This window comes from Nonomuraea solani, assembly GCF_900108335.1.
Lineage (GTDB): Bacteria > Actinomycetota > Actinomycetes > Streptosporangiales > Streptosporangiaceae > Nonomuraea > Nonomuraea solani.
Window position 1 is genome coordinate 158,611 of the sequence record NZ_FNVT01000020.1, and the last position, 24,139, is coordinate 182,749.

Consider the following 24,139-nt stretch of genomic DNA (forward strand, 5'->3'; position numbering starts at 1 on the left):
GACTACCTACGTTCGCCAAGAGGGGAGAAATCCCGTTCCACCGGCGGCGGGCGCCACGGCAGGCTGGAGCCGTACCGTCAGCCTCGGGGGAAAGGATTGACGTGCACACCACTCACGAACAGGCCAGGCCCGCCCTGCGGCCACCGTCCTGGAACACCCTGCTGACCCTCGGCCACACCGTGGCCGTCCGCGCCGGCTGGGCCGCGCAGGAACGCGAGGTGTCATGGCTGCTGTCGGCCTGGCCCTCCGCGGTGCCGTGCGCCCGCCGCATCACCGCCGCCCGCCTGACCGCCTGGGGCCTTCGCGGCCAGGCCACCGCAGCCGAACTCCTGGCCGGTGAACTCGTCGGCGACGCGCTGCGCGCCGGACCCGCCACCATCAGACTCACGCTCGGCGTGGCGGACGGGCTGGTACGCGGCGAGGTCGAAGCCCGCGCCCACCGCCCGCGCCCCTGCGACCGGCTCCTCGCCCGGCTGGCCTGCTGCTGGGGCGTGACCGGCCGCATCGCCTGGTTCGAACTCCCCGCGACGCACTAACCCGCGTCGCGGCCGCGCTCACCCACCCACATCGCGATCTGGGCGCGCGAATTGAACCCCAGCTTCGTCAAAATGTGCTCGATGTGGCCCTCGGCGGTCCGCTGCGCGATCACCAGCGACGCCGCGATCTCCTTGTTCGTCAGCCCCTGCGCGACCAGCTCGGCGATCTGCCGCTCCCGCCGCGTCAACGGCGCCGGCCCCGCCTTCTCGCCCGCCTCCCGCACCGGCCGATCCTCCTGCAGCGCGTACGCCAGCGCCTCCGCCCGCGGCAGCGCCGCACCCCGCCGCACCGCCGCCGCGAACGCCGCCTCACCCAGCGCCTTACGCGTGCGCGCCACACACTCCTCGTGATAGCCCGCCAGATGCCCGTACCCCGACAGCGGAGCCCCCATCGCCGCCCACACCGTCTCCAGCACCCCCAGCAGCCGCGCCGCCCGCTGATGCCGGCCGCCGGAGGCCGCGATCCACGCCAGCACCTCCACATCCATCCCGATCCCCGCCAGATCACCCAGCGACCGGTTGAACGACAGGCTCACCCGCGCCATCTCCGTGGCCCGCCCCAGCTCCCCCTGCCGCCACAACTCCACCCCCAGCGCCATCATCATGTACGCCTTGTGCCAGCCCTCCCCATAGGACTCGCACACCGCCAGGCACTCCTCACCCGCCGCGACCGCCTCACCCGACCGGCCCACGAACGAATACGCCAGCGACAACCGGATCAGCGTCAACGCCAGCCCCGCCGGATCCCCGGTGCCCCGATGCCGCTCCAGCGCCTGCCGGTAATGCCCGATCGCCTCCTCCGCACGACCGCCCCACATCGCGGCCATGCCCTCGAACAACGCGGCATAGCCGAGCACCGCATCGTCACCCAGCCGCCCCCCGAGCCGCCGCGCCTCACCCAGCAGCCCGCACGCGGCCGGCACATCGGCCTGGATGAGCGCCAGCCAGGCCGACGCCCACAACGCCCGCGCACGCACCGAATCAGGCTCGCGATCCAGGGCCAGCCCCCGCTCCAGCCAGCCCCGGCCCTCACCCAGGTAATAACTGGTGATCCAGTGATACAGCAGATCCGTGGCCATGCTCAGGCCGTCCTCCGCACGCTCCGGCGCGGCGAACGACCACTCCAGGGCCGTGCGCAGGTTCGCGTGCTCGGCCTGCAGCCGCCGGAACCAGTCCACCTGACCGGGGCCGAACACCTCCGCCCGCGCCCGATGCGCCAGCGCGCGGTAATAACCTCGATGCCGCTCGCGCAGCGGCTCCAGCTCGCCGGAGTCCGCCAGGCACTCGCGGCCGTACTCGCGCAGCGTCTCCAGCATGCGATACCGCACCGCGCCCCGATGGTCTTCGCGTATCAGCACGCACTTGTCCACCAGGCCGATCACCAGATCGACGACGTCCCGGCGGTCGATCCCCCCGCCCGAGCAGACCGTCTCGGCCGCCTCCAGGTCCAGTCCTCCGGCGAACACCGATGTTCGCCGCCACAGCAGTCGTTCCTCGTCCGAACATAGGGCGTAACTCCAGTCGATCAGTGCCCGAAGCGTCTGATGCCGGGGCAGCACGGCGCGTGACCCGGCGGTGAGCAGGCGAAAACGGTCATCGAGCCGGTCCAGCAACTGCTGGGCCGACAGGGCGCGCAGCCGGACGGCGGCCAGCTCGATACCGAGCGGAAGGCCGTCCAGGCGGTGCACGATACGGCAGATCACCTCATGGTTGTCCTCGGTGACGGCGAAATCCGGCAGCACCGCGCGCGCCCGCTCGGCGAACAACCGGACCGCCTCCGCCTGCAGCAGCGCCTCCAGCGGCGCAACCACCCCGTCACAGTCGGGCAGCGGCAGCGGCTGCACCGGCACCGCGTGCTCGCCCACGATGCCCAGCGCCTGCCGGCTGGTGGCCAGGATGCGCAACTCCGGCGCCGCGCGCAGCAGCGTCTCGGCCAGGACGGCGCACGCGTCCAGCAAATGCTCGCAATTGTCCAAAACGATCAGGGTCTGCCGGTCGCGCAGGCGCTCACGCAGCACGTCCACCGGCCGTGAAGCCGAACGGTCGCGGATCTCCAGCGCCTCGGCCACCACATCGGCCAGCATGTCGGGACTCGTCAGCGCGGCCAGCTCCACCAGCCACACACCGTCGCGGAAGGCCCGCCGCACCTCCTGGCCCACCCGCAGCGCCAGCCGCGTCTTGCCGACGCCGCCGGTGCCGGTCAAGGTCACCAACCTGGACGCGGCCAGCAGGTGTTTGACGTCGGCCACCTCGTGCCGACGTCCGACAAAGCTCGTCACCTCCGCCGGGAGCCCGTCGTGCCGGCTCCGGGAGGTCTGGGTCGTCACCGCTGTCATGGCACCTCGAACGACCAGGGCCGGCGACCACCATGTACGCCGATACCTCATCGTCGTTAACCAGGTTATGTCCAGCCCGCTATCCGCGGGGCCCCTGGTCAAGAAGCCACAGCAAGTTTTGACCTGGCCATGGGCGGACACTAAGCCGCGACCGCCACAGGCGCCGGCAGCTCGAACCAGACGACCTTGCCCGTCCGCGTACGCGCACTGCCCCAATCGGACGAAAGCCCCGCCACCAGGGCCAGCCCCCGCGACCCCTCATCGTCGTCGCGGGCGGCCCGGAGGCGGGGCAGCCGGGAGGTGGCGTCCTCGACCTCGCAGCGCACCAGCCCGTCCACGGCCGACACGCGCAGCCGCACCAGGCCGCGCGCGTGCCGGATCGCGTTCGTGACCAGCTCACTGACCAGCAGCTCGGCCAGGTCGCAGGCGTGCTGCAGACCCCAGGCGAGCAGTTGCGTCCTGATCAGGCGCCGCGCCGTGCGCGCGGAGACGGGCCGGGACGGCAGCGTCCACGACGCGCTCACGCCGCGCTCCCCATCGTGACGGGGACGACGCTACGGCCGTCGGGCAGCAGTTCGCCGGTGTCGTCGAAGCTCACCACTCCGTTGCACAGCAGCCCCCACCCCTGCTCGGGATGGTAGGCCACCATACGGGCGGCCTCACGGCCGGTTGCCTCCGCGGGAGGGCAGGGCGGTTGATGGTGGCACATGATGTCGTTCCTCGTTCCCCGCTGTTCAGCGGATCGCGCTTACACCATGAGCGTCTCGCACCCATCACCCCAGCAAGAGGCCAAGAATCCCCATAAAGGTACCTATTTAGGCATACGTAGGTAGAGGTCTCACCCCATACGCCACCAGCTCAGCAATCACGACTCCTCCTCCAGACAGATCATCACATGAGTCACCAGATCCTCCGGCGACGTCACCGCCGGATCCGACACGTACACCTCACGAATCGACCCCCCAGGCACGATCCGCCGCTCCGCACACCACGCCAGCAACGCATGCACCGTCAAAGAAATCTGGTCATACGGCCCCACATGCGTCACACAAGCAAAACTCCCACCCGGCAACACCTCATCACCATCCTCCGCCACCCGCCCCACCACCACCTCCACCACTTCACTCAGATCCACCGGAAACAACCCCACCAGCCGCACCGGCCCCTCACCCCCCAGCAACCGCCCCACCGCCACCGACGTCGCCCGCCCCACATCCTCAGAACCCGCCGCCCACTCCCGCACCACCCGCACCCGCAACGCCGGCTCCCGCACCACCCGCACCACCGCGGACGGCAACCCCCGCGCCATCACCCGCTCCAACGCCGCCAACGTCCGCCGCCGCCGCGCCAGCTCCGCCTCCAACCCATCCCGCACCCCCGCCAGCGCACCCGCCGCCCCCGACAACACCTCACCCACCACCGGCAACGGCACATCCAACGACCGCAACAACGCGATCGACAACGCCTCCCGCGCCTGCGACGCCCGGTAATAGCGGTAACCCGTCTCCGCATCCACATACGCCGGCCGCAACAACCCCAGCTCGTCGTAATGACGCAACTGCTTCACACTCAACCGGCCCAACCGCGCGAACTGCCCGATCGGCAGCAACTCCTCATCCACACCCACCAGCATGAGGCCTCCCGCAAAGGCAAAGTCCAGCTCACATTGACCCTCACGCAACGTCACCCGGCACAGTGGACCCCATGAGCTTCTCCATCGGCCAAGTCGCCCAACTCGCCGGCATCACCGTCCGCACCCTGCACCACTACGACGACATCGGCCTGCTCACCCCCGGCGAACGCACCCACGCCGGCTACCGCCGCTACACCGACGACGACCTCATCCGCCTGCAGCAGATCCTCCTCTACCGCGAACTCGACTTCCCCCTCGAAGACATCGCCGTCATCCTCGACCAGCCCCACACCGACGAACTCGCCCACCTACGCCGCCAGCACGAACTCCTCACCCGCAAAAAAGCACGCCTGCACGACGTCATCACCGCCATCGAACGCGCCATGCAAGCCCGCACCCTCGGCATCACCCTCACCCCCGCCGAACGCTTCGAAATCTTCGGCACCTTCCACCCCGAAGACCACGACGCCGAAGTCGAACGCCGCTGGGGCACCACCGAGCAATACGCACAAAGCCGCCGCCGCGTCGCCACCTACACCAAAGCCGACTGGCTCCAACTCAAAGCCGAAGCCCAGACCATCACCGAAGGCCTCACCGCCGCCTACAAAGCCGGCCAGCCCCCCGACGGCGAACACGCCATGAACCTCGCAGAACGCCACCGCGGCCACATCACCCGCTGGTTCTACGACTGCACCCCCCACATCCACCGCTGCCTCGGCGACATGTACGTCGACGACCCCCGCTTCAAAGCCACCTACGACGCCCTCACCCCAGGACTCGCCGAATACCTCCGCCAAGCCATCCACGCCAACGCCCGCCGCACCTGAACATACCCTTGCGGGCATATAACCCAATCGGTATATTCACCGGCATGCCCTTCGACGTGCTAGCAGAACCCGCACGACGCCACATCCTCGACCTCCTCCTCCAACGCCCCCACCAAGTCAGCGAACTCACCCACCACCTCGGCCTCACCCAACCCGGAACCTCCAAACACCTCCGCATCCTCCGCCAAGCCGGCCTCGTCACCGTCCGCAAAGACGCCCAACGCCGCTGGTACGAACTCCGCCCCCAACCCCTCACCGAAATCGACGCCTGGCTCACCCCCTACCGCAAACTCTGGAACCACAGCCTCGACCGCCTCGAACACCACCTCAACACCATGGAAGACGACCAATGAACGAAACCCTCACCCTCCACCCCAACGGCCGCACCACCCTCCGCATGCAACGCCGCCTCCCCCACCCACCCGCCAAAGTCTGGCGAGCCATCACCGACCCCCAGCACCTCGCCCACTGGTTCCCCGCCGACATCACCATCAACGGCGACCACATCACCTACGGCTTCGGCCCCGACGGCCACATCACCGAGAACAACCCACCCCACACCTACGCCCACACCTGGGGAGACGAAGACCTCCGCTGGGAACTCCACCCCGACGGCACCGGCACCCTCCTCACCTTCACCCACACCTTCACCGACCACCACGGCGCCGCCAGCTTCGCCACCGGATGGCACACCTGCATCCAGGCCCTCCACCTCCACCTCGACGACCGCCCCATCCCCCAGCAGAACGACCCCGCCCAAAGCGCCCGCCTCCACGAGGACTACGTCACCATCCTCGGCCTCCAGCCCGCCACCGCCACAGAAGACGGCATCCGCGTCGAACGCCAGCTCACCCACCCCGCCGACCACGTCTGGCGCCTGCTTCGCGGCGACGACGCCACCCCCGGCACCCCACCGCCCGGCCCCTTCACCGTCCCCGGCCTCACCACCGGAGCCGTCACCCGCACCGAAACCGGCAAACTCCTCGAGTACGACACCGCGAACGGCACCGTCCGCTGGGAACTCAACGAGGGCACCGGCCAAGGCCCCCGCCTGGTCATCACCCACACCGGCGACACCACGTACCTCAACGCCTGGCGCATCCGCGTCGAAGAGTTGGCTGTTGCTCTTATGGGGTGATTTTTCTACCACCCACGCCCTTTACAATGTAGATCAATAGGCTCAGAGGCCCAGCACCGCCGCCGTCATCGCCCGCGCCCGCCCCGGCACGACCAGCAGATCCGTCGAATCCGACATCTGGTCCACACACCCGGTCACCGGCAACCCTTTGATCACCGGATCCGTCACCGACGCCATCAGCGCCCCGGCGAACCGGTCCCCGTCGATCACCCGGAACGGCCGGTCATAGAAGGCGCGCACCCCCTCATCCAGCCGCTCGGCCAGCACCAGCCGGTTCTGCCACGCCGCCACCCGCCCGTACGCCGCCGCCAGCCCCTCCTCCCGCTGCCGCCACGTCCGCGCCGCCAGCGCCGCCCCCAGCGACGTTGCCAGCTCCGCCGAACCCGGCATCCGGACCAGAGCGCTGCCGAGCCATTTGGCGTACGGCGGATAGCGGCGCCGCAGCAGCAGCGCCAGTCGCATCACCTCCCGGGCCAGCCGCGCCCCCACGACGGCCGAGCCCAGCTCGTCCCCCACCTCGCCACATCGGCCCGGGAACGGCTCCTCCTGCCCGATCCGCCGCCACTGACAGGCCAGCACGTAGCGCCACACGTCCTCGGGATACCAGCTCAGCGCCCGCCGGGCCGCCTCCAGCCCCGCGCCCTCCAGGCCGTCGTGGAACACCTCACCCCGCGTCACCTCGGCCAGGCGCTGCCACGGCGCCGACAACCAGTCCAGCAGCGACACCCCGGCCCGCGGATCGAACCCCAGCTCCCCCTCCAGCCACGACCCCAGATCCGTCACCGTTACCCCGGGCCGCACCTGACCGTGATAGCCGAACACCGTCGGAAACCCACTGAACCGCTCCGGCAGCCCCGCCACCACCTTCGCCTCGACCTCGGCCACACGAGAAGGCGCCACGAACAGCAACACCCGAGGCCCCCAGTCATGGTCGGCGGACCGGGCGGTGTCGAACTCCAGCACCTCCGACCCGGGGCCCACCAGCGCGGCACTATGGGGCACTCCGGACACCAGTGGCGCGACCACCTCGCCATAAAAGGAACGCGACAACTCGAGACCAGGAACGAAATCGCACATCACGCCGTCAACTGTGCCTGACCCCTGCCCGAACCTCACTCGATTTTCCACCGGGTGCGAAAACGCCCAGCACCCTGGGGTGAGACGCCATCACCCGCCGCCGATGGGGTGGGAGGCCATCACCCGCCGCCGCCGATACCCGATCCGCTCGTACACCGTGATCGCCGCCGCGTTGTCGTCATCCACCATCAACGCCGCCCGCCCGTGCGCCGCCACCAGCTCCCGCGACACCCACCGGCACACCCGCTCGGCCAGCCCCCGCCCCCGTAAGGACGGACGCGTCGCCACCCCGGCCAGGAACCCGACCGTCGGCGCCGACCACGCGTCCGCGGCCACCGCCGCCAGCTCCCCGCCGTCCCGTAACCCGGCCCACCGGCGCACCCCGGCCACGCCGGGCACCGCGTACGAGTCCGGCGCCGCAGCCGCCAGCAGCGCCGCCACCTCCGCGTCACCGCCGAGCCAGCCCACACCGCCCCCGGCCTCGGGCACGCCACCGGACAGGCTCATCCACGAGAACCGGCCGCTCTCCTCCAGCCCGTCCAGCTTCGCCGTGACCGCAGCCACCAGGTCCACGTCCCCGAACGGCCGGTAGGAGGGCCCCAGCTCAGCCAGCGCGTGCCGTACCAGCTCCACCGCGGACGACGCGCCACCGGCGACCGCCAGCCGATCCCGCCGCGAGATCGCGGGCGCCCCGGCCACCACCGCGTCGCCCAGCACCCACGCCCGGCCACCCGAACCAGAGCTCTGGGCGGCCCACATCACCAGGTCGTCGTCTCCGCACGCCGCGCGCAGCTCCGCCGCCGACCGCAGCTCCCGGATCACAGAATCGAGCCGGGCCGGTACGCCGCCGCCTCCGGACGCTCCGCCACCACCGCGCCCACCCGCCCCGTCACCGCACGCACCTGGCCGGCGGCCGCGCCCGTGAACGACACCCGATCGGCCAGCAGCTCCTCCAGCCGGGCCCGGTCCAGCGGGAAACGCTCGTCGGCGGCCAGCCGGCCGAGCAGCTCGTTGGCCGCGCCCCGCGAACGCATCGCCAGCGCCGCCGCGACCGCGTGCTCCTTGATCAGCTCGTGCGCCTGCTCACGCCCCACCCCGGCCCGCACCGCCGCCATCAGCATCTTCGTCGTCGCCAGGAACGGCAGATACCGGTCCAGCTCGGCCGCGATCACCGCCGGGAACGCGCCGAACTCGTCCAGCACCGTCAGCATCGTCTCCACCAGCCCGTCGAAGGCGAAGAACGCGTCCGGCAGCGCCACCCGCCGTACCACCGAGCATGAGACGTCGCCCTCGTTCCACTGGTCGCCGGCCAGCTCACCCACCATCGAGGAGTAGCCGCGCAACACCACGGCCAGGCCGTTGACCCGCTCGCACGAGCGCGTGTTCATCTTGTGCGGCATCGCCGACGAGCCGACCTGGCCCTCCTTGAAGCCCTCGGTCACCAGCTCGTGCCCGGCCATCAGCCGGATCGTCTTGGCCAGCGACGACGGCGCCGCCGACAGCTGCACCAGCGCCGTGACCACCTCGAAGTCGAGCGAACGCGGATAGACCTGGCCCACGCTGGTGAACCGGTGCTCGAAGCCCAGGTGCGCGGCCACCCGCTCCTCCAGCTCGGCCAGCTTGCCCTGGTCGCCGCCGAGCAGGTCGAGCATGTCCTGCGCGGTGCCGACCGGGCCCTTGATCCCGCGCAGCGGATAACGGGCGATCAGCTCCTCCAGCCGCCGATAGGCCACCAGCAGCTCGTCGGCCGCCGTGGCGAACCGCTTGCCCAGCGTGGTGGCCTGCGCCGCCACGTTGTGCGAACGGCCGGCGATCACCGTCGACTCGTGCTCCTCGGCCAGCGCCGCCAGCCGGCCCAGCAGCGCCACCACCCGGTCGCGTACCAGCAGCAGGCTGTCGCGCACCTGCAACTGCTCGACGTTCTCGGTCAGGTCACGCGAGGTCATGCCCTTGTGCACCTGCTCGTGCCCCGCCAGCGCGTTGAACTCCTCGATGCGCGCCTTCACATCGTGGCGGCTGACCCGCTCACGGGCTGCGATGGACTCCAGATCGACCCGCTCGACCACCTTGTCGTAGTCGTCGACCGCCCCCTCGGGCACCGCGATCCCCAGCTCGGCCTGCGCCCGCAACACCGCCAGCCACAACCGCCGCTCAGCAATGATCTTGTACTCGGGCGACCACAGACGGGCCAGCTCGACCGAGGCATAACGGGAGGCCAGGACATTCGGGATACGCGGCTTGGAAGTCACGTTGGACAAGTGTATGGGCCACCCCGCGATCGCTGGACGAGGCCCTCAACGGCAGGTGAGTCTCAACGGCGACGCCGCATCGAGAGGACCGGAGAACATGGCCAACTTCTACGAAGACACCCTGGAGCTGCGAGAGAACCTCGAAGAGGCCAGAAAGACCTAGGTCAGAAGTATGCGAGGTAGCACGCTTGACGGGCATGGCCGGCGTTGACCGCCGCCTCGGATACGAGATAGGTCAGGCAGTTGCTGTAGGAGTAATAGCCTAAATTGCAGCCCCTGGCCCGCTCACTGGTCGTGGGATAACCGACGCTGTTGAGATAGCTGAGGCAGACCTCCGGCGTTCTCTGACCATTGGGGCCGGCCATGCCCTGCGCCGGGATGGCGAACATGCCGAATGCCAGGGCGGCCACGCTTCCCACGACAGCCATGGTCTTGAAGGTGCGCATGTGCGTGTCCTCCTAGGTGCTGACTGAGTACGTCCGAGTTCTCGCCCTGAAGACAGAGTCTCATCGCCAAATGGATCACACCAGAACAGATCCGTGACTCAAGGAAACTGCAAGAGATCATCAATGCGCCGTACATACGATGACGGCATGAACCTCGGTGTTCCCGAACTCCTCATCATCGGCGTGGTCTTCGTTCTCCTGGTTCTCTTCCTCCTCGCCGTGGGAGGTGTGGTGTTCGTCGCCGTACGGCGCGCGAATCGGCGACGCGATTAGAAACGACGCGTCACCTTGGCGCTCGACAGCGTCGGCATAGGTCTGGGGCATGGGGGGTCAGGGCCGGACGCCTCCCTGAATCGCCTCGACGAACTCCGTACGGCACGACCTGTTCACCGTCCCCATCGTGAGCGCCGAAAATCGATCGAGACCCGATAACGGATCCGCTAGCGTCTACCTCGCAAGTCCATCGGGCCTGGTGCGGGCACGGGTCGAATGGCGTCGGTCATCTCTCCAAAAGATCACCTCCGGCGCCGCTTCTCACATCCGTACCCATTCCAGGCCCGATGGCCGCCAGTGCGGTTCGGTGAGGGCACGGGTCGAAGCTTCATCGGTTATCCACCCCCAACGGGGTGGTCGCAGGTCCGAGCCCTGCCCGGGATCACGGTCTCGGTAACTCAGCCGGCCAGAGCACCTGAACGCCGGTGGACGTCCCCACATCCGCGCCTTCCCCCGACCGCATGGGCATGGCCGTCGGCTTTGCCGGTGGCACGGGTCGAATCCGGCCGGTTACCACAGGGTTGAGGTTCGATTCCTTCCGGCCCCTCCTCATGGGGCCGGTCGCCCAGGTCGGCTGGGCACCCGGCCGGAGCCCCATATCCGTGCCGCCGACAAAGCTCCCGCCCCTTATATCCGCCGTCAGGGCGGGTCGAATCCCTTGGAGACATTTCCCATGGCCCGCAGCCGCGACCCACTCGCCGGCGTTTCCGCCATCGCCACGCCGCAGACGCGGCCGATGCCCGGCCGTAACGACCAGATGCGCAACGCGGCCGGTGGCTACATATTCGCCAAGGACCTGTGGCGCGAACTGGAGGACTTCCTCATTCTCGGCACCACCGGCGGCACCTACTACGTGTCGGAGGATCGGCTCACCGCCGAGAACGCCGGTGTGCTCTTCGAGGCGATCGCCGCGGACGGGCCGCGCGTCGTCGCCCTGCTGACCGACATTTCGACGGCGCGCCCGCCACGCGCCCCCAAGCAGCGGCCGGCGCTGTTCGCACTCGCCGCCGCCTACGCCCAAGGCGACGCCGCCACCCGCCAGGCCGCCAAGGCGGCGCTGCCCAAGGTCGCCCGCACCACCGACCATCTGGCCCAGTTCTTCGGCTACTACAAGAACCTGGGCGGCAAGCCGACCCCTCACGGCATAGCGCCGGTCGCCGGCCGGTCGCTGCGTACCGCGCTCGCCTCCTGGTTCACCGCCGGCAGCGCGGACGACGTCGCGTTCAAGGTGTGCAAGGCCCGCCAGCGCAAGACCCCGCAGGGTGAGTCGTTCGACCTGCGTGACGTGCTGCGCATCGCCCACCCGAAGGCCGACAGCCCCGAGCGGGCGCGGCTGTTCGGATGGATCGCCGGGAACGTCCCCGACGAGGAGGCCCGCGACGTCCTGGAGTCGGTCGACCGGTTCCTCACCGCCAAGGCCGTCACCAGCCCTCGCGAGGCGATCCGCGTCATCGAGGAGCGCAAGGTGCCGTGGGAGTTCCTGCCGGACGCCATGCTCAGGGAGGCGGAGGTGTGGGACGCGCTGATCGCTACGATCGGCCTGACCGCGCTCATCCGCAACCTGTCCAGGATGACCCGGATCGGCGCCCTGAAGCCCATGGGCGACGCCACCCGGCGCGCGGTCGCCCGGCTCACCGACCAGGACGCCCTGCTGCGCGCACGCATCCACCCGATGGACGCCTTCCTGGCGCTGCGCGTCTACGCCTCCGGCCGCAGCCGGCCGAACCCACGCGCCGGCACGCAGCGATGGACCCCGGTCCCGGCGATCCTGGACGCCCTGGAGGAGACCTACGAGCTGTCGTTCGGCACGGTCGAGCCCACGGGCCGGCGACTGCTGGTCGCCGTCGACTCCTCCGGCTCGATGAGCTGGGACGGCGGCGTCATGGCCGGCGGCTCACCGATCGGGTCACCGTACGAGGTCGGCTGCGCCATGGCCGTCATGCTGGCCCGCATCGAACGCGGCAACGTACACGTCATCGACGTGGACACCAGCGTCCACGCCTCGAAGGTGACTCCGCGCACGAGCCTGCGCGAGATCGCCTCCTGGGAGCCGTCCGGCGGCGGCACCGACCTGTCCCTGCCGTTCCGATGGGCACGCCAGCAGCGCATGGAGACGGACGGCATCGTCCTGTTCACCGACAACGAGACCTGGTCGGGCCAAACGCACCCCTCACAGGAACTCGACGCCTACCGGCGCACCGTGGCCGCCCAGTCCCGCGTGGTCGTGGCGTCGATGACCGCAACGGGTGGCACGATCGGCGACCCACGAGACGAGGGCGTACTGAACGTGGCGGGCCTGGACGCCTCACTGCCACTGATCGTCAACGGCTTCATCCGCAACTGACGCACATGACAGGACCGCCTGCCTCCCAGCCAGGGAAGCAGGCGGTCCTGCCATGTGCGTGGCACTCGATCGAGGCTGGACAGGTTCCGAGTCGCTTGAGCGGCCCGCTGCGGCCATCGCTCCTGTCCACGTCGCCGCCGGGCGGCGTGCCGGGCGGCCGGTCACGGCGAATCAGCGCGACATCATGGCCGCAGACCACGAGGCCGCCGGCGCGGACGTTAACAATGATCGTTCTCGGCAACGTGGAGGATCTGGATGTCACATGAACCTTTCTGACGCGAAGCGCGCGTACGACCATGTGCTTTCCGAGTGTGCGCAATCCCTCCACGCCCGAACGGTTCCTTCGGAGACGGCGATCGACCGCGCGTCCGAGCGGTCGGCCAAGGTCAAGAAGCGTGCCAAGCGCGCGGTTGACCAGCATCGTCCCCTCGGTTCGACGAAGCCATACGACCTGCGACGCAGCCCTTGAATTGTTTGTTCAGTGGTTGGTTCCCTTGCTGGACAACCCCTGGCGACGTACAAACGGGTCTCCAGGTGCCGAACACGGGACATCGAATCCGCCTACAACAGGAACACGGGGTAAACGGCATGACGAAACTCACCTCAAGAGCGCTGAAGGTGCTTCTTGTGCCGATTCTGCTCCTGCTCTCAGTCGTCGTACTCCAATCTCCGGCATACGCCGGATGTCAGTCCGTCAGCTTCACGTTCATCGGCTACCAAAGTAGCGACTACAGCAGATCGTGCAGCGGCCGCTATTACCCCGGAGTCGACATAAAGGGATTCCGTGCGACCGGCTGGAGCGGCTACTTCACGTACACCTGCGGTAGAGACGTCCCCATCCAGCACTGCTCCGCCAACTACCATGAGTTCTGCGACTGGGACTCCGTCAACCTACCGACATACCGCTGGTTCGATGGCGAGAAGATTGTGACCAGGCAGCTCCACTTCATCATCACGGAGCTCTACCTCAATGCAACACGACCGTCTCGGTGCAACTGACAATCCGATCACGGGATGACCAGCGGTGTAGTCGCCCTCTGAGCACAGCTCTGACAGCAGCAAACACACTGAACATGGCGCTGGCCTATCGAATGGCCGTCACGGCATCGGCTCCTTTCGGGAGAGGTTCCGTTTGACGGCCTCGGCGGCCGGGTTGAGCGTGGCAGAGCTCTTGGTCGTTGCTGAGGTTTCAGTTGTTCAACTGCATGATCGATAACAAATCCCCCGCCTTTACAAAGTAGATCAACCCCATTCCTCTGTCCTGCTGCCGCTCGGGCCGGAGCACGTTCACGCGCTGTGTGGTGCTCCCTAGGGCATTCGGGGAGGGACGGACTCCGTGGCATCGCGCCGCGCCACGAACACGAACTCCCCGCTCGGCCGGTCGGGTGCGGCGCGTACGTCCTCGACGACGAAGCCGTGCTCGCACAAGTCCCGCTCGATCTCCGCACGTTCGCGGAAACGAAGTGTCGATTCCGAGGTCAGTACGTCCCCTGAGGTACGGACTAGCGGCAGCGGCCGGAACAGCGGCCATTTCTCTCGGGCTGCTGACCACGGCGACAGCCGGCGCCCAAGCCAGCGCGATGGTGGAGTGCGGATCTGGGCAGGTATGCATCTACCCGCAGACCAACTACGGCGGCGTACCCTACGTCCGCCGGGCGTCGGACGACAGCACGAGCCTCGCGAACACGGTCATCAACGACCACACGTTCTCTGTCATCAACAACGGCACGGGGGATCGCACCGCGCGTATCTACCGGGCCAGCAACTACACCGGCTCCCACACCTGCATTCAGCCAGGCGGGCGAATAGGAGATCTAGAAGGGTATCCCGTCGGCCGGTGGGGGTCATCGCTGAGGCTCAACAACGATAGATGCGGCTAAGTAGTTCCATCGCGAAACCGCGGTGAATTTCGGCCGCAGTCAAATCTCACATGCGGGCCGATCGCTTCCATGATGATGCGTGACCCGTACATGAGCCCGGGCCCGCCCGCACAGCGGACGGGCCCGAGACCCACGACCAGAAACCGGCCCCTACGGCGTCGGCGCCAGGACCTTCGCCTCGTGCTTCGGTTCGGCCGGGCGGCGGCGCATTCGTTCCTTCGTGCGCTCCACCACCGTGTACAGCGTCGGCACCAGCACCAGCGTCAGCAGCGTCGAGGAGATCAGGCCGCCGATCACCACGATCGCCAGCGGCTGTGAGATGAAGCCGCCGGAACCCGTCACCCCCAGCGCCATCGGCGTCAGCGCGCAGATCGTGGCCACCGCGGTCATCAGGATCGGCCGCAACCGTCGCCGGCCGCCCTCGATCACCGCCTCCACCACGCCCATGCCCTGATCCCGGTACTGGTTGATCAGGTCGATCAGCACGATCGCGTTCGTCACCACGATGCCGATCAGCATCAGCATGCCGATCAACGCCGGCACGCCCAGCGCCGTGTCCGTCGCCACCAGCAGCCCGACCGCGCCCGTGGCCGCGAACGGCACCGACACCAGCAGGATCAGCGGCTGGATGAAGCTGCGGAACGTCGCCACCATGATCAGGAACACGATCGCGATCGCCGCCAGCATCGCCAGCCCCAGGTCGGAGAACGCCTCCGCCTGGTCGGCCGACGCGCCACCGATCTCGTACGAGGCCCCCGACTCCAGCGCCACCCCGTCCAGCTTCGTCGTCAGCGCCTGCGTCACCGTACCGAGGTCACCGGCGTTGACCGCCTTGGCCGACACCGTCGCGGAACGCTCACCGTCGATCCGGGTCACCTGCGTCGGACCGGCCACCTCGCGCACGTCGGCCACCGACGACAGCTTCACCATCCCGCCCGCCGTCGCGAGCTTGAGGTCCTCGATCGCCTCGACGTCCTCCGGGGCGTCCGCGCCGCGCAACACCAGGTCACTCGTACGCCCGTCCAGCGTGATCTGCCCCAGCGGCGCGCCACGGAACGCCTGCGCCACCGCCTGGCCGACCTGCGCCTCCGACAGCCCCCGCTCCGCGGCCTCCTGCCGGTCCACCACGACCTCGACCCGCGGCGCGCTCGCCTCCAGGTTCGACGACAGATCCCGCAGCCCGGACACCTCGCCCATGGCCGCCTTCACCCGGTCGGTCGCCGCGCGCAGCCCCTCGGTGTCCGGCGCCCGTACGATCACGTCGATCGTGTCGGAGGAGAACCCGCCCCCACCGGCCCCGCCGACGGTGACCTCACCGACCCCCGACAGCCCGGAGATCCGCTCGCGCAGCTCCTGCTCCACCTTCGCGGTGTCGGCCTCCTCCTCAAGCGTCACCGAGTACGACGCCCGATCCGCGCCACCCCCGACCCCGCCCTGCATGGCGTTGCCGCCACCCACGTTCACCTGGTACGACTTCACACCGTCCAAGCCCGACAGCACACCCTCGACCCGCTCGGCCGCCTTGTCGGTCGTCGCCAGATCGCTGCCCACCGGCATCCGCTGCGACAACGAGATCGTGTTCTGCCCGGAGGAGTCCAGGAAGTTCGTCCGCAGCCCGCCCGCCAGGCCCATCGTCCCGACGAACACCGCCACCCCGATCAGCACCGTCACCAGCTTGAACCGCGTCGCGAACCGCAGCACCGGCAGGTAGGCCCGCTGCAACGGCGACCGCAGCTCCTTGGCCTCGGCCTCCTCGCGCTGCTTGCGCGCCTGCTCCGGGGTCAGCTCCGGCGCCTTGAGGAACCAGTACGCCAGCACCGGCACCACCGTCAGTGACACCACCAGCGACGCCAGCAACGCCACCGCCACCGTGATCGCGAACGGGCTGAACAGCTCGCCCACCATGCCGCCCACGACCGCGATCGGCGCGAACACCGCCACCGTCGTCAGCGTCGAGGCCGTCACCGCGCCCGACACCTCACGCACCGCCGTCAGGATCGCCTGCAGCTTCGCCTCGCCGTACCCGAGATGGCGCTTGATGTTCTCCAGCACCACGATCGAGTCGTCCACCACCCGGCCCACCGCGATCGTCAGCGCGCCCAGTGTCAGCATGTTCAGCGAATAGTCGCCCGCCCACAGCACGATCAGCGCGATCACCACCGACAGCGGGATCGACACCGCCGTCACCACCGTCGAACGCACCGACAGCAGGAACACCAGGATGACCAGCACCGCGAACGCCAGGCCCAGCAGGCCCTCGGTCGTCAGGCTCGCGATCGACTCCTCCACGTAAGGCGCCTGGTCGAACACCACCGACACCGCCGTGTCCGAGCCGTCGCCCAGCGCCTTGGTCAGGTCGGGCAGCTTCGCCGCGATGGCATGCGAGATCGCCACCGCGTTCCCGTCGGGCACCATCGTCACCGACACGCCCAGACTCGTCCTGCCGTCGGTACGCGTGATCGTCGTCGCCTCGGCCAGGCCCCGCGTCACCTTCGCGACGTCACCCAGTTTGACCGGCTTGAGGGGCTTGGGACGCACCTGTTGCGGAAGGGTGGGCTGCCCGGGCTGAGGACGGCCCTGCTGCGCCTGGGGCTGCTGCTGCGAGACCGCCGCCGGCTGGGCCGGCGTCAGGTACAGGTCCTTGAGCTTCGCCACCGAATCGACCCGCGCGCCCACTTGCACCGTCAGCGACTTGCTGTCCGACGTCAGCGTGCCCGCCGGGATCGGCGTGCCGTTGGCCTTCAGCACTTCGGGGATCTGCGCCGCCGACACCCCCGCCAGCGCCATCTTCTTGGCGTCCGGCTCGATCGTCACGACCTCGTCGCGGGTGCCCGTGACCGACGCCTCCCGCACCCCCTCGACGCCCTGCAGCTCCGGGACCACCAGCCGGCGCAGCTTGTCGGCCATCGCCCGCTCGTCACCACCGTCGCCCACCGCCAGCACCATCACCGGGATGTCGTCGGTGTTACCGGCCACGACCTGCGGCTCGACCCCGTCGGGCAGCGTCACCCTGCTGATGGCCTGCTGCATCTCGTTCAGCGAGGACTCGACGTCCGTGCCGTACTCGAAGGCCACCTGGATCTGCGCCACGCCCTCCTTGGAGGTCGAGGTCATCTGCTCCATCCCGGTCAGGCCCTGGAAGGAGTCCTCGATCGGCTTGGTGACCTGGTCCTCCACGATCTCCGGCGAGGCGCCGGGGAACGGCGCCACCACGAACGCGCCAGGGAAGGACAAGGAAGGCAGCAACTGCTGCTTCAACTGCGGAATCGTGAACGCGCCGAACGCGCTGAGCACGACCGCGACCAAAATCACAAGGCTGCGGTTGACCAGGCTCAACCGGGCGAAAGCCGTCATGGACTCCCCCTCCAAGAGTTCGCCCCAGACTAACACTTCGCCTGATACGAATATTTAGACCGATCAAGCAATCCTGATAACCTTCTCAGGAAACGAGAGGTGAGCGTGACCAACGAATCCGACGAACGCGAAGACCTGATCCGCCGGATCACCGAAACCCAGAAGGGCCTCGGGCGGCTGTTCGCCCAGCAGCACAGCCCGCTGTTCAGCTCCAACCTCACCATGAGACAACTCAAGGTCATCCTCGTCGTGGCCATGAACGGCTCCGCCTCCGGCCAGGACCTCGCCCAGAGCCTCGGCGTCGGCCTCGGCACCGTCACCGGCATCGTCGACCGCCTCGTCACCCAGGGCTACGTCAGCCGCCACGAAGACCCCCACGACCGCCGCGTACGCCGCGTCGAGCTCACCAAGAACGGCGCCGCCCTCGTCGAGGAGATCAACAACGCCGGGCACGAGCAGTATCGCCGCATCCTCGACCACCTCGACACGGCGACCCTGCACGCGCTCGACCACGCCACCCGCGCCATCCGCGACGTGGCCGCCAAGCTGATCGACGATGGCCGTGGGGGTTCGTGTTAGGGCGGGGACCATCGTCCCGCCGCCTTTACGTTGTAGATTTCTCAGCCAGGCGGGACAGGACCGGCGGCAGGTCGCCCTCGTGCACCACCGTCAGCCGCCGCGTCGCCCGCGTCACCGCCACGTACAGGTCCTGGCCGCCCCTCGGCGACTGGCCCAGAATGCCCGCCGGGTCCACCACCACGACCGCGTCGAACTCCAGCCCCTTGGCCCTGCCCACCGTCAGCACCACCACCGGCGCGTCCAGGTCGCCCTCCGGCAGCAGCCGCGCCACCTCGGCGTGCCGCCCGTCCGGCACCAGGACGCCCAGGCGGCCCTCGCCGATCTCCGCCAGCTCCGCGTCCACCAGGCCGGGGAGCCCGGACAGCGGCATGCGCACGGCTCGCGGCTCGGCCTCGCCCTCGCGTACCGACTCCGGCGGCTCCTGCCCGGGTGCGTACGCCGCCAGCACGTCCGACGCCACCCGCATGATCTCCACCGGCGTCCGGTAGTTGACCAGCAGCCGCTCCTCCCGCCACCGGTCCTTCAGGAACGGGTCCAGCACCTCGGCCCACGAGCCCGCGCCCGCCGCCGACCCCGTCTGCGCCACGTCGCCCACCACCGTCAGCGACTTGGCCGGCACCCGCCGCATGACCATCCGCCAGGCCATCGGCGACAGCTCCTGCGCCTCGTCCACGATCACGTGCCCGTAGGCCCAGGTGCGGTCGGCCGCCGCCCGGTCGGCCGTGGTCAGGCCCGCGCCGTCGTCGGCGTGCCGCTCGGCCAGCACGTCGGCCCGGTCGAAGATGCCCGCGCCGGCCACGCCCGTGGACTCCAGCACCTCCCACGCGTACAGCTCCCGCTCCGCCAGCTCCTCCCCCGCCTGCCTGGCCGCCACCCGCCGCGCCGAGTCGTCCTCGCCCAGCAGCTCGGCCGCCTCGTCCAGCAGCGGCACGTCGCCGACCGTCCACTCGGCGTCGACCGGGCGGACCAGCTCCTTCCAGGCCAGCCCCGGCGGCGCGACCGACCACAGCGCCTCCGGCGAGGCCAGCAGCTCCGACACCAGGGTCCGCGGCGTCAGCTCCGGCCACAGATCGTCCACCGCGCGCCGCACCTCCGGCTCGCCCCACAGCCGGCGCGAGGCCAGCTCCAGGTCGAGCTCGTCGAGGTCGCTCTCCAGGTCGAGGGGCTCGGTCAGCTCCGGCTCGTCGACGTCGAGGTCCTCGATGTGCAGCGACTCCTCCAGCGCCCGCGCCTCCGCCTTGGCCAGCTCCTTGAGCAGCTCGGTGACGTACAGTTTGCGCGCCATGTTGTGCGGCAGCCGCACCGCCCGCGCCCGGTCGCGCAACCGTACGCACGTCGTGTGCGGCACCCGCAGCCGCAGGCCGTCCAGCTCCACGACCAGCTCACCCTCGGGCGCCCGCTGGCGCAGCTCCACCGCCCCGGCGACCACTTCGGCCATCCGTGAGTCGCCCTTGACGACGGCCGCGGCCGGGCCGTCGGCGGCCACCGCCACCACGCCGGGGAACATCTCCCCCACCGTGGTCATCACGACCTGCGTCTCCCCCAGCGCCGGCAGCACCTGGCCGATGTAGCGCAGGAACATCGCGTTGGGGCCCACCACCAGCACCCCGCGCCGCTCCAGCGTGGCGCGGTGGGTGTAGAGCAGGTACGCCGCCCGGTGCAGCGCCGCCACCGTCTTGCCGGTGCCCGGCCCGCCCTGCACCACCAGCGCCCCCTGCAGCGAGGCCCTGATCACCCGGTCCTGCTCGGTCTGGATGGTGGCCACCACGTCGCCCATCCGCCCGGTGCGGCCGCGCCGCAGCGCGGCCAGCAGCGCCGCCTCGCCGACCAGCGACCCGCGGTCGCCCTCGCTCATCCCCTCCAGGTCGAACACCTCGTCGTCGATGCCGACGACCAGGCGGCCCTTCAGGTGCAGGTGGCGGCGGCGCACCAGCCCGCCGGGGTCGGTGGCCGTGGCCACGTAGAACGGCCGTGCCGCCGGCGCCCGCCAGTCGATCAGGACCGACTCGTGCGCCTGGTCGCGCAGCCCGACCCGGCCGATATAGGTGCTCCGCCCCGCGCCGTCGTCGACGCGGCCGAAGCACAGGCCCCGCTCGACCGCGTTGAGCTGCGCCAGCCGCCGCGACTGCTCACCGGCCAGCACCTCGCGCTCGACCCTCGCCTGGCGGGTGAGCGAGCCGCCGCCTCTGGAGTAGACCTCGCGCAGCGTCACCTGGGCGCGCTGCCGGGCGTCGTCGAGCAGGCCGTAGAGCCACGACACGGTACGCTGCTCGGTGTCAAGGGCTTGCGCGAGACCATCTTGACGATTAGTCATTCCGTGGTATACTCCTATCGGGAGGGCTGTAAAAGCTCGATCGGAAATGCGCAGCATTCGAGCTTAACTCCGCGCCCGCCCGCGCGCAAACTCCGCTATGCGCCCGCCGGTGCCGGAATGGCCGGAAACGGGTTGTCCGGCAGCAGAATCAGCCGCCACGCCCGCGCGCCCCGCGACGCCGCCTCCAGATGCAGCAGTGCCGCGCCGATGCCGGCCGCGCCCGTCAGGTAGCCGGTGTCCGCGCTCAGCTCGCCGGGGCATACCCGCCGGAAGGCCTGATACCACCGCAGACCCTCGCCGCCGCGCGCCCGTGCCATCAGGTGCGCGCCCAGTCTGTGAGCGAAGTCCAGGTACGCCGCCCGCCCCGTCGCCGCCCACAGCCCGACGAACAACTCCACGAGTCCCGCCACGCCGCCGCCGCGATGCCGCTCAGGCCGTGGTGGAAACCGATCCCCTTGATGCCCTGCCAGGCCGAGGCGAGGTAGCGTACGCCCGCGCGGGCGTCGTCGAGGTAGCCGTCGTCGCCGGTCGCCGCGGCCAATTCCAGGAAGAACAGCACGATGCCGGGCGCGCCCGTGTACAGGCAGGCGGGTTCGGGAGCCAGCGCCGGCCTGGCGCCCGCGTCGGGGTTGGCCCGCCAGTGCCGCGAGGGGCCGTCATCGGCCGCCGCGGACCTGATCCAGCGCGCCGCGCCGATCGCGGCGGACAGCGGGGTCCGCGCCCGCTCGCCCGGCGAGCGGGCCCGATCGACGCTCATGGCACCCCCGCCCGTTCAGGACCCTTTCATCCTCCTCCACGCGCGCCCGGCCGCCAACCTCAGCCCGCGGGCGCGCGCCGGAACAGGGCGGTCAGCAGGAAGGCAGCGCCGAACAGCGGCGCGCCCGGGGGCTGCTCCTCCATCGGGCGCAGCTCCACCTCGGTGTAGTCGCAGAACAGGTGGCGCAGCTCCTCGGGGCTGTAGGCCAGGCCGCCGTGCAGGCGGCCGTCGCGGTAGAGATCCTCGTCGGGCTCCTCCGAGCCCATGCCGCCGGCCGCGAAACACGTCAGGGCGAGGTGACCGCCGGGGACGAGCACCCGCTCCAGCAGGTCGCGGTAGCTGATCCGGCGGTGCGGCGGCAGGTGGTGCAGGAGGCCGGAGTCGTAGACCAGGTCGTACGGACCCGTCAGGCCGGAGGCGAAGGCGTCGCCGCACAGGAAGCGCACCTTGACGCCCGCCTCCGCGGCCCGCTCCTCGCCCCAGGCCACGGCGGCGGGCGACAGATCGACCGCGTCCACCTCGAACCCGCGCGAGGCCAGGTGCACGGCGTTACGGCCGGGGCCACAGCCCAGGTCCAGAACACGTCCCGGGGTCAGCAGGCCGCGTTCGACATGGGAGGCCAGGCTCTCGTCCGGGCCGGGGACGAAGAAGGGGACCGGCTTGGAACGGTCGGCGTAGAAGCCGTCCCACCAGGTCGAGGCGTTGCCCGTCCACCGGTCCGCCTCCGTGGCGAACATCCCGTCCAGCAACTCCATGACATCATCGATCGTCCGGATGGTCCGCTTCACTCGGCCTCTCCCGCGAAAGGGGCCGCCCCGTCGCGGCCGTACCCGATGATCCTATTTCGCCATCATCCCTGGTGAGGAGCCATATGCGCGTGTTGGAGGTACGGCGGCACAGTCTGACCAAGAAGGGTGCGGCGCGCGGGCGCGGCTCACACCTGTCGGCCGAAGGTGTCGCCCTGGCCCGCGCCATCGGGCAGAGCGCCGGGCCCTTCGAACGGGTCGTCGCCAGTTCCGTGCCCCGCGCCGTGGAGACCGCCGTGGCCATGGGGTTCGCCGTCGACGACACCGTGGACATGCCCTCCGGCTACGTCCCCGGCGAGATCCCCCGGCACGCGCAGTGGGAATGGGAGGAGCCGTACCGGCGGCTGGCGGAGATCGTCCAGGCGGGCGGCGCCGCGGCGGAGGTGGCCGAGGCGCATCGGGAGATCTGGGCGGAGACGGTCGGCGGCGTCGCCGAGGGCGGCTCGGCGCTGCTCGTGGGGCACGGCGGGGCGATCGAGCTCGCGCTGGTGGCCTGCCTGCCCGGCGCCGCGCACGACACCTGGGGGACGCCGTTCGCCCACGGTGACGGTGTGCGGCTCGGCTTCGCCGGCGGGCGTTTCGTGCACGCCGAGTTCCTGCGGGCCGTTTAGGAGACCCGGCGGGTCAGGTGGACCGTCACCTCGTCGCCGACGTCCTTGCCGATGACCTTCCTGAAGGGGGCGCGCAGCGGCATCATGTGGGTTCCGCCGCCGACCGGCAGCATGGTCGCCTCGTAGGCGTGCCCGTCGACGGTGCCCGCCACCTTGACGGCCTTGCCCGTACCGAAGAAGCCGGCCGAACCGGGCATCCTGACGCACGGCCAGCCGCTGTTGGAGTCGGGGACGATCGCGGTGGTGAAGGTGGTGTCGATCTCAGCCATGGTGAATCCCTCCGTTTCGGATCAGTGCGGGAACGCCCGGCCCCGTCAGCTCGTCGGCGCCGACCGGTCTCCCTGACACGGCCAGGAGCAGCGCCAGGGCGGTGCCGCGCACCTCAGGGCCGTCGCCGGCGTCGAGTTTCGCGTCGGTCGCCAGCAGGCGCAGCCCTTGCGCTCGTTCCTTGCCGCCGCCGACCGGCACGCCGGTGCCGAGCTGGAAACGCAGCGCGGTGGCGACGTGCCCGGCCGGGTAGCCGCGGCTGAGGCCGAGCGGGCGCCGGATGTCCTCGCCGTGGACGAACGCCTCGACCAGCCGGGTCGCCTTCGGCGCCGGCGCGCTCGTCGTACGGTGGCTCGCCGCGCGGAACGAGGCCAGCGTGAGCCGCGGTTCCGCGGCCCGCTCCCGGGCGACTCCCGCGTTGTTGAAGCGGTCGAAGTCGAAGCGGGCGGCGGCGAAGTGCCGCAGGAAGCTCAGGCGGGTGGTCTTGGCGTCGTCGGCGAGGTGGGCCACGACGTCGTGAACGTCCCAGCCGGGGCACAGGGACGGCGTGGACCACCGCTCGGCCGGGACGGTCTCCAGGTCGCGGATCAGTGCAGCGCGTTCGGCGTGGACGACGGCCCACATGTCTGCCTCCTTGGCTTTTGTAACTGAACTGAACTGTACAGGACAGTTATTACTGTACTCAAGAGTTCAGTTGTGGGTAAAATGCCGA

At 69.8% G+C, this 24,139-nt stretch carries 25 protein-coding genes; 9 read left to right on the forward strand and 16 right to left on the reverse strand.

Annotation, left to right across the window (positions count from 1 at the left end; translation table 11 throughout):
* Positions 1-101: 101 nt before the first annotated feature.
* Positions 102-536, forward strand: a complete 435-nt coding sequence (locus C4V41_RS47025) for a hypothetical protein (RefSeq protein ID WP_103962546.1) — start codon at positions 102-104, stop codon at positions 534-536.
* On the opposite strand, the gene C4V41_RS47030 is transcribed toward C4V41_RS47025, so the two are convergent.
* The 4 genes from C4V41_RS47030 to C4V41_RS65615 form a co-directional block, all read right to left on the reverse strand.
* Positions 533-2,872, reverse strand: a complete 2,340-nt coding sequence (locus C4V41_RS47030; protein ID WP_103962547.1) for an ATP-binding protein — start codon at positions 2,870-2,872, stop codon at positions 533-535. The genes C4V41_RS47025 and C4V41_RS47030 overlap by 4 nt on opposite strands.
* A 140-nt stretch (positions 2,873-3,012) precedes the next feature.
* Positions 3,013-3,396: an ATP-binding protein gene (locus tag C4V41_RS47035; RefSeq protein ID WP_103962548.1), complete on the reverse strand. Its 384-nt coding sequence runs from the start codon at positions 3,394-3,396 to the stop codon at positions 3,013-3,015.
* On the reverse strand, positions 3,393-3,581 hold the full coding sequence (locus C4V41_RS47040) for a DUF5999 family protein (RefSeq protein ID WP_103962549.1): 189 nt from the start codon (positions 3,579-3,581) through the stop codon (positions 3,393-3,395). Before C4V41_RS47040 ends, C4V41_RS47035 begins: the two co-directional genes overlap by 4 nt.
* Positions 3,582-3,737: 156 nt before the next feature.
* On the reverse strand, positions 3,738-4,505 hold the full coding sequence (locus C4V41_RS65615) for a MerR family transcriptional regulator (RefSeq protein WP_103962629.1): 768 nt from the start codon (positions 4,503-4,505) through the stop codon (positions 3,738-3,740).
* Between the two features lie 71 nt (positions 4,506-4,576).
* Here C4V41_RS65615 and C4V41_RS47050 point away from each other — a divergent pair, with 71 nt between their 5' ends.
* Genes C4V41_RS47050 through C4V41_RS47060 form a run of 3 tightly spaced genes read left to right on the forward strand, consistent with a single transcriptional unit; the run spans position 4,577 to position 6,470 of the window.
* Positions 4,577-5,332 (forward strand): MerR family transcriptional regulator, encoded by a 756-nt coding sequence (locus C4V41_RS47050; protein WP_103962550.1) that lies wholly within the window; start codon positions 4,577-4,579, stop codon positions 5,330-5,332.
* 44 nt (positions 5,333-5,376) lie between these two features.
* Complete coding sequence (locus C4V41_RS47055) at positions 5,377-5,685, forward strand: ArsR/SmtB family transcription factor (RefSeq protein ID WP_103962630.1); 309 nt, start codon at positions 5,377-5,379, stop codon at positions 5,683-5,685.
* Positions 5,682-6,470: an SRPBCC domain-containing protein gene (locus tag C4V41_RS47060; protein WP_103962551.1), complete on the forward strand. Its 789-nt coding sequence runs from the start codon at positions 5,682-5,684 to the stop codon at positions 6,468-6,470. Before C4V41_RS47055 ends, C4V41_RS47060 begins: the two co-directional genes overlap by 4 nt.
* A 42-nt stretch (positions 6,471-6,512) precedes the next feature.
* Here the strand turns inward: C4V41_RS47060 and C4V41_RS65620 are convergent, their stop codons facing one another.
* From C4V41_RS65620 to C4V41_RS47085, 5 genes are all read right to left on the reverse strand, one after another.
* Positions 6,513-7,496, reverse strand: coding sequence for a DUF4037 domain-containing protein (locus tag C4V41_RS65620; protein WP_268808830.1), 984 nt, complete (start codon positions 7,494-7,496; stop codon positions 6,513-6,515).
* Between the two features lie 141 nt (positions 7,497-7,637).
* The gene (locus C4V41_RS47070; protein ID WP_200824722.1) at positions 7,638-8,369 is read right to left on the reverse strand and encodes a GNAT family N-acetyltransferase; all 732 of its coding nucleotides are present in this window, start codon (positions 8,367-8,369) and stop codon (positions 7,638-7,640) included.
* Entirely contained in the window at positions 8,366-9,796 is a 1,431-nt protein-coding gene (gene purB / locus C4V41_RS47075; RefSeq protein ID WP_103962632.1) for an adenylosuccinate lyase, read from the reverse strand. Before purB ends, C4V41_RS47070 begins: the two co-directional genes overlap by 4 nt.
* A 164-nt stretch (positions 9,797-9,960) precedes the next feature.
* Positions 9,961-10,242, reverse strand: a complete 282-nt coding sequence (locus C4V41_RS47080; protein WP_103962553.1) for a hypothetical protein — start codon at positions 10,240-10,242, stop codon at positions 9,961-9,963.
* Positions 10,243-10,362: 120 nt separating this feature from the next.
* A complete protein-coding gene (locus tag C4V41_RS47085; RefSeq protein ID WP_103962554.1) occupies positions 10,363-10,566 on the reverse strand; it encodes a hypothetical protein in 204 nt (67 codons plus the stop codon).
* Between the two features lie 622 nt (positions 10,567-11,188).
* Between C4V41_RS47085 and C4V41_RS47090 the strand changes: the two genes are divergently transcribed.
* From C4V41_RS47090 to C4V41_RS66290, 3 genes are all read left to right on the forward strand, one after another.
* A complete protein-coding gene (locus C4V41_RS47090) occupies positions 11,189-12,859 on the forward strand; it encodes a TROVE domain-containing protein (RefSeq protein ID WP_103962555.1) in 1,671 nt (556 codons plus the stop codon).
* A gap of 588 nt (positions 12,860-13,447) precedes the next feature.
* Positions 13,448-13,858 carry a hypothetical protein gene (locus C4V41_RS47095; protein ID WP_103962556.1) on the forward strand — a complete coding sequence of 137 codons (411 nt, stop codon included), beginning with the start codon at positions 13,448-13,450 and terminating at the stop codon, positions 13,856-13,858.
* Between the two features lie 581 nt (positions 13,859-14,439).
* Positions 14,440-14,739 carry a peptidase inhibitor family I36 protein gene (locus tag C4V41_RS66290; protein WP_103962557.1) on the forward strand — a complete coding sequence of 100 codons (300 nt, stop codon included), beginning with the start codon at positions 14,440-14,442 and terminating at the stop codon, positions 14,737-14,739.
* Positions 14,740-14,889: 150 nt separating this feature from the next.
* Here C4V41_RS66290 and C4V41_RS47110 read toward each other — a convergent pair whose 3' ends face one another.
* The gene (locus tag C4V41_RS47110; RefSeq protein ID WP_103962558.1) at positions 14,890-18,093 is read right to left on the reverse strand and encodes an efflux RND transporter permease subunit; all 3,204 of its coding nucleotides are present in this window, start codon (positions 18,091-18,093) and stop codon (positions 14,890-14,892) included.
* Between the two features lie 105 nt (positions 18,094-18,198).
* On the opposite strand from C4V41_RS47110, the gene C4V41_RS47115 reads away from it, so the two are divergent.
* Positions 18,199-18,672, forward strand: a complete 474-nt coding sequence (locus tag C4V41_RS47115; RefSeq protein ID WP_103962633.1) for a MarR family winged helix-turn-helix transcriptional regulator — start codon at positions 18,199-18,201, stop codon at positions 18,670-18,672.
* Between the two features lie 25 nt (positions 18,673-18,697).
* Here C4V41_RS47115 and C4V41_RS47120 read toward each other — a convergent pair whose 3' ends face one another.
* The 4 genes from C4V41_RS47120 to C4V41_RS47130 form a co-directional block, all read right to left on the reverse strand.
* On the reverse strand, positions 18,698-20,986 hold the full coding sequence (locus C4V41_RS47120) for a HelD family protein (RefSeq protein WP_103962559.1): 2,289 nt from the start codon (positions 20,984-20,986) through the stop codon (positions 18,698-18,700).
* A 95-nt stretch (positions 20,987-21,081) separates the two neighbouring features.
* Positions 21,082-21,303, reverse strand: a complete 222-nt coding sequence (locus C4V41_RS64815) for a hypothetical protein (RefSeq protein ID WP_235030818.1) — start codon at positions 21,301-21,303, stop codon at positions 21,082-21,084.
* Positions 21,303-21,743, reverse strand: coding sequence for a lanthionine synthetase LanC family protein (locus tag C4V41_RS47125; RefSeq protein WP_235030819.1), 441 nt, complete (start codon positions 21,741-21,743; stop codon positions 21,303-21,305). The genes C4V41_RS64815 and C4V41_RS47125 overlap by 1 nt, the downstream gene beginning before the upstream one ends.
* A gap of 59 nt (positions 21,744-21,802) precedes the next feature.
* Positions 21,803-22,531, reverse strand: coding sequence for a class I SAM-dependent methyltransferase (locus C4V41_RS47130; RefSeq protein ID WP_103962560.1), 729 nt, complete (start codon positions 22,529-22,531; stop codon positions 21,803-21,805).
* An 83-nt stretch (positions 22,532-22,614) separates the two neighbouring features.
* Here C4V41_RS47130 and C4V41_RS47135 point away from each other — a divergent pair, with 83 nt between their 5' ends.
* The gene (locus C4V41_RS47135) at positions 22,615-23,160 is read left to right on the forward strand and encodes a histidine phosphatase family protein (RefSeq protein ID WP_103962561.1); all 546 of its coding nucleotides are present in this window, start codon (positions 22,615-22,617) and stop codon (positions 23,158-23,160) included.
* On the opposite strand, the gene C4V41_RS47140 is transcribed toward C4V41_RS47135, so the two are convergent.
* Together C4V41_RS47140 and C4V41_RS47145 are read right to left on the reverse strand one after the other, a co-directional pair.
* Complete coding sequence (locus C4V41_RS47140) at positions 23,157-23,429, reverse strand: DUF1905 domain-containing protein (protein WP_103962562.1); 273 nt, start codon at positions 23,427-23,429, stop codon at positions 23,157-23,159. The genes C4V41_RS47135 and C4V41_RS47140 overlap by 4 nt on opposite strands.
* Complete coding sequence (locus C4V41_RS47145) at positions 23,422-24,051, reverse strand: maleylpyruvate isomerase family mycothiol-dependent enzyme (protein ID WP_103962563.1); 630 nt, start codon at positions 24,049-24,051, stop codon at positions 23,422-23,424. The genes C4V41_RS47140 and C4V41_RS47145 overlap by 8 nt, the downstream gene beginning before the upstream one ends.
* Between the last annotated feature and the right edge of the window lie 88 nt (positions 24,052-24,139).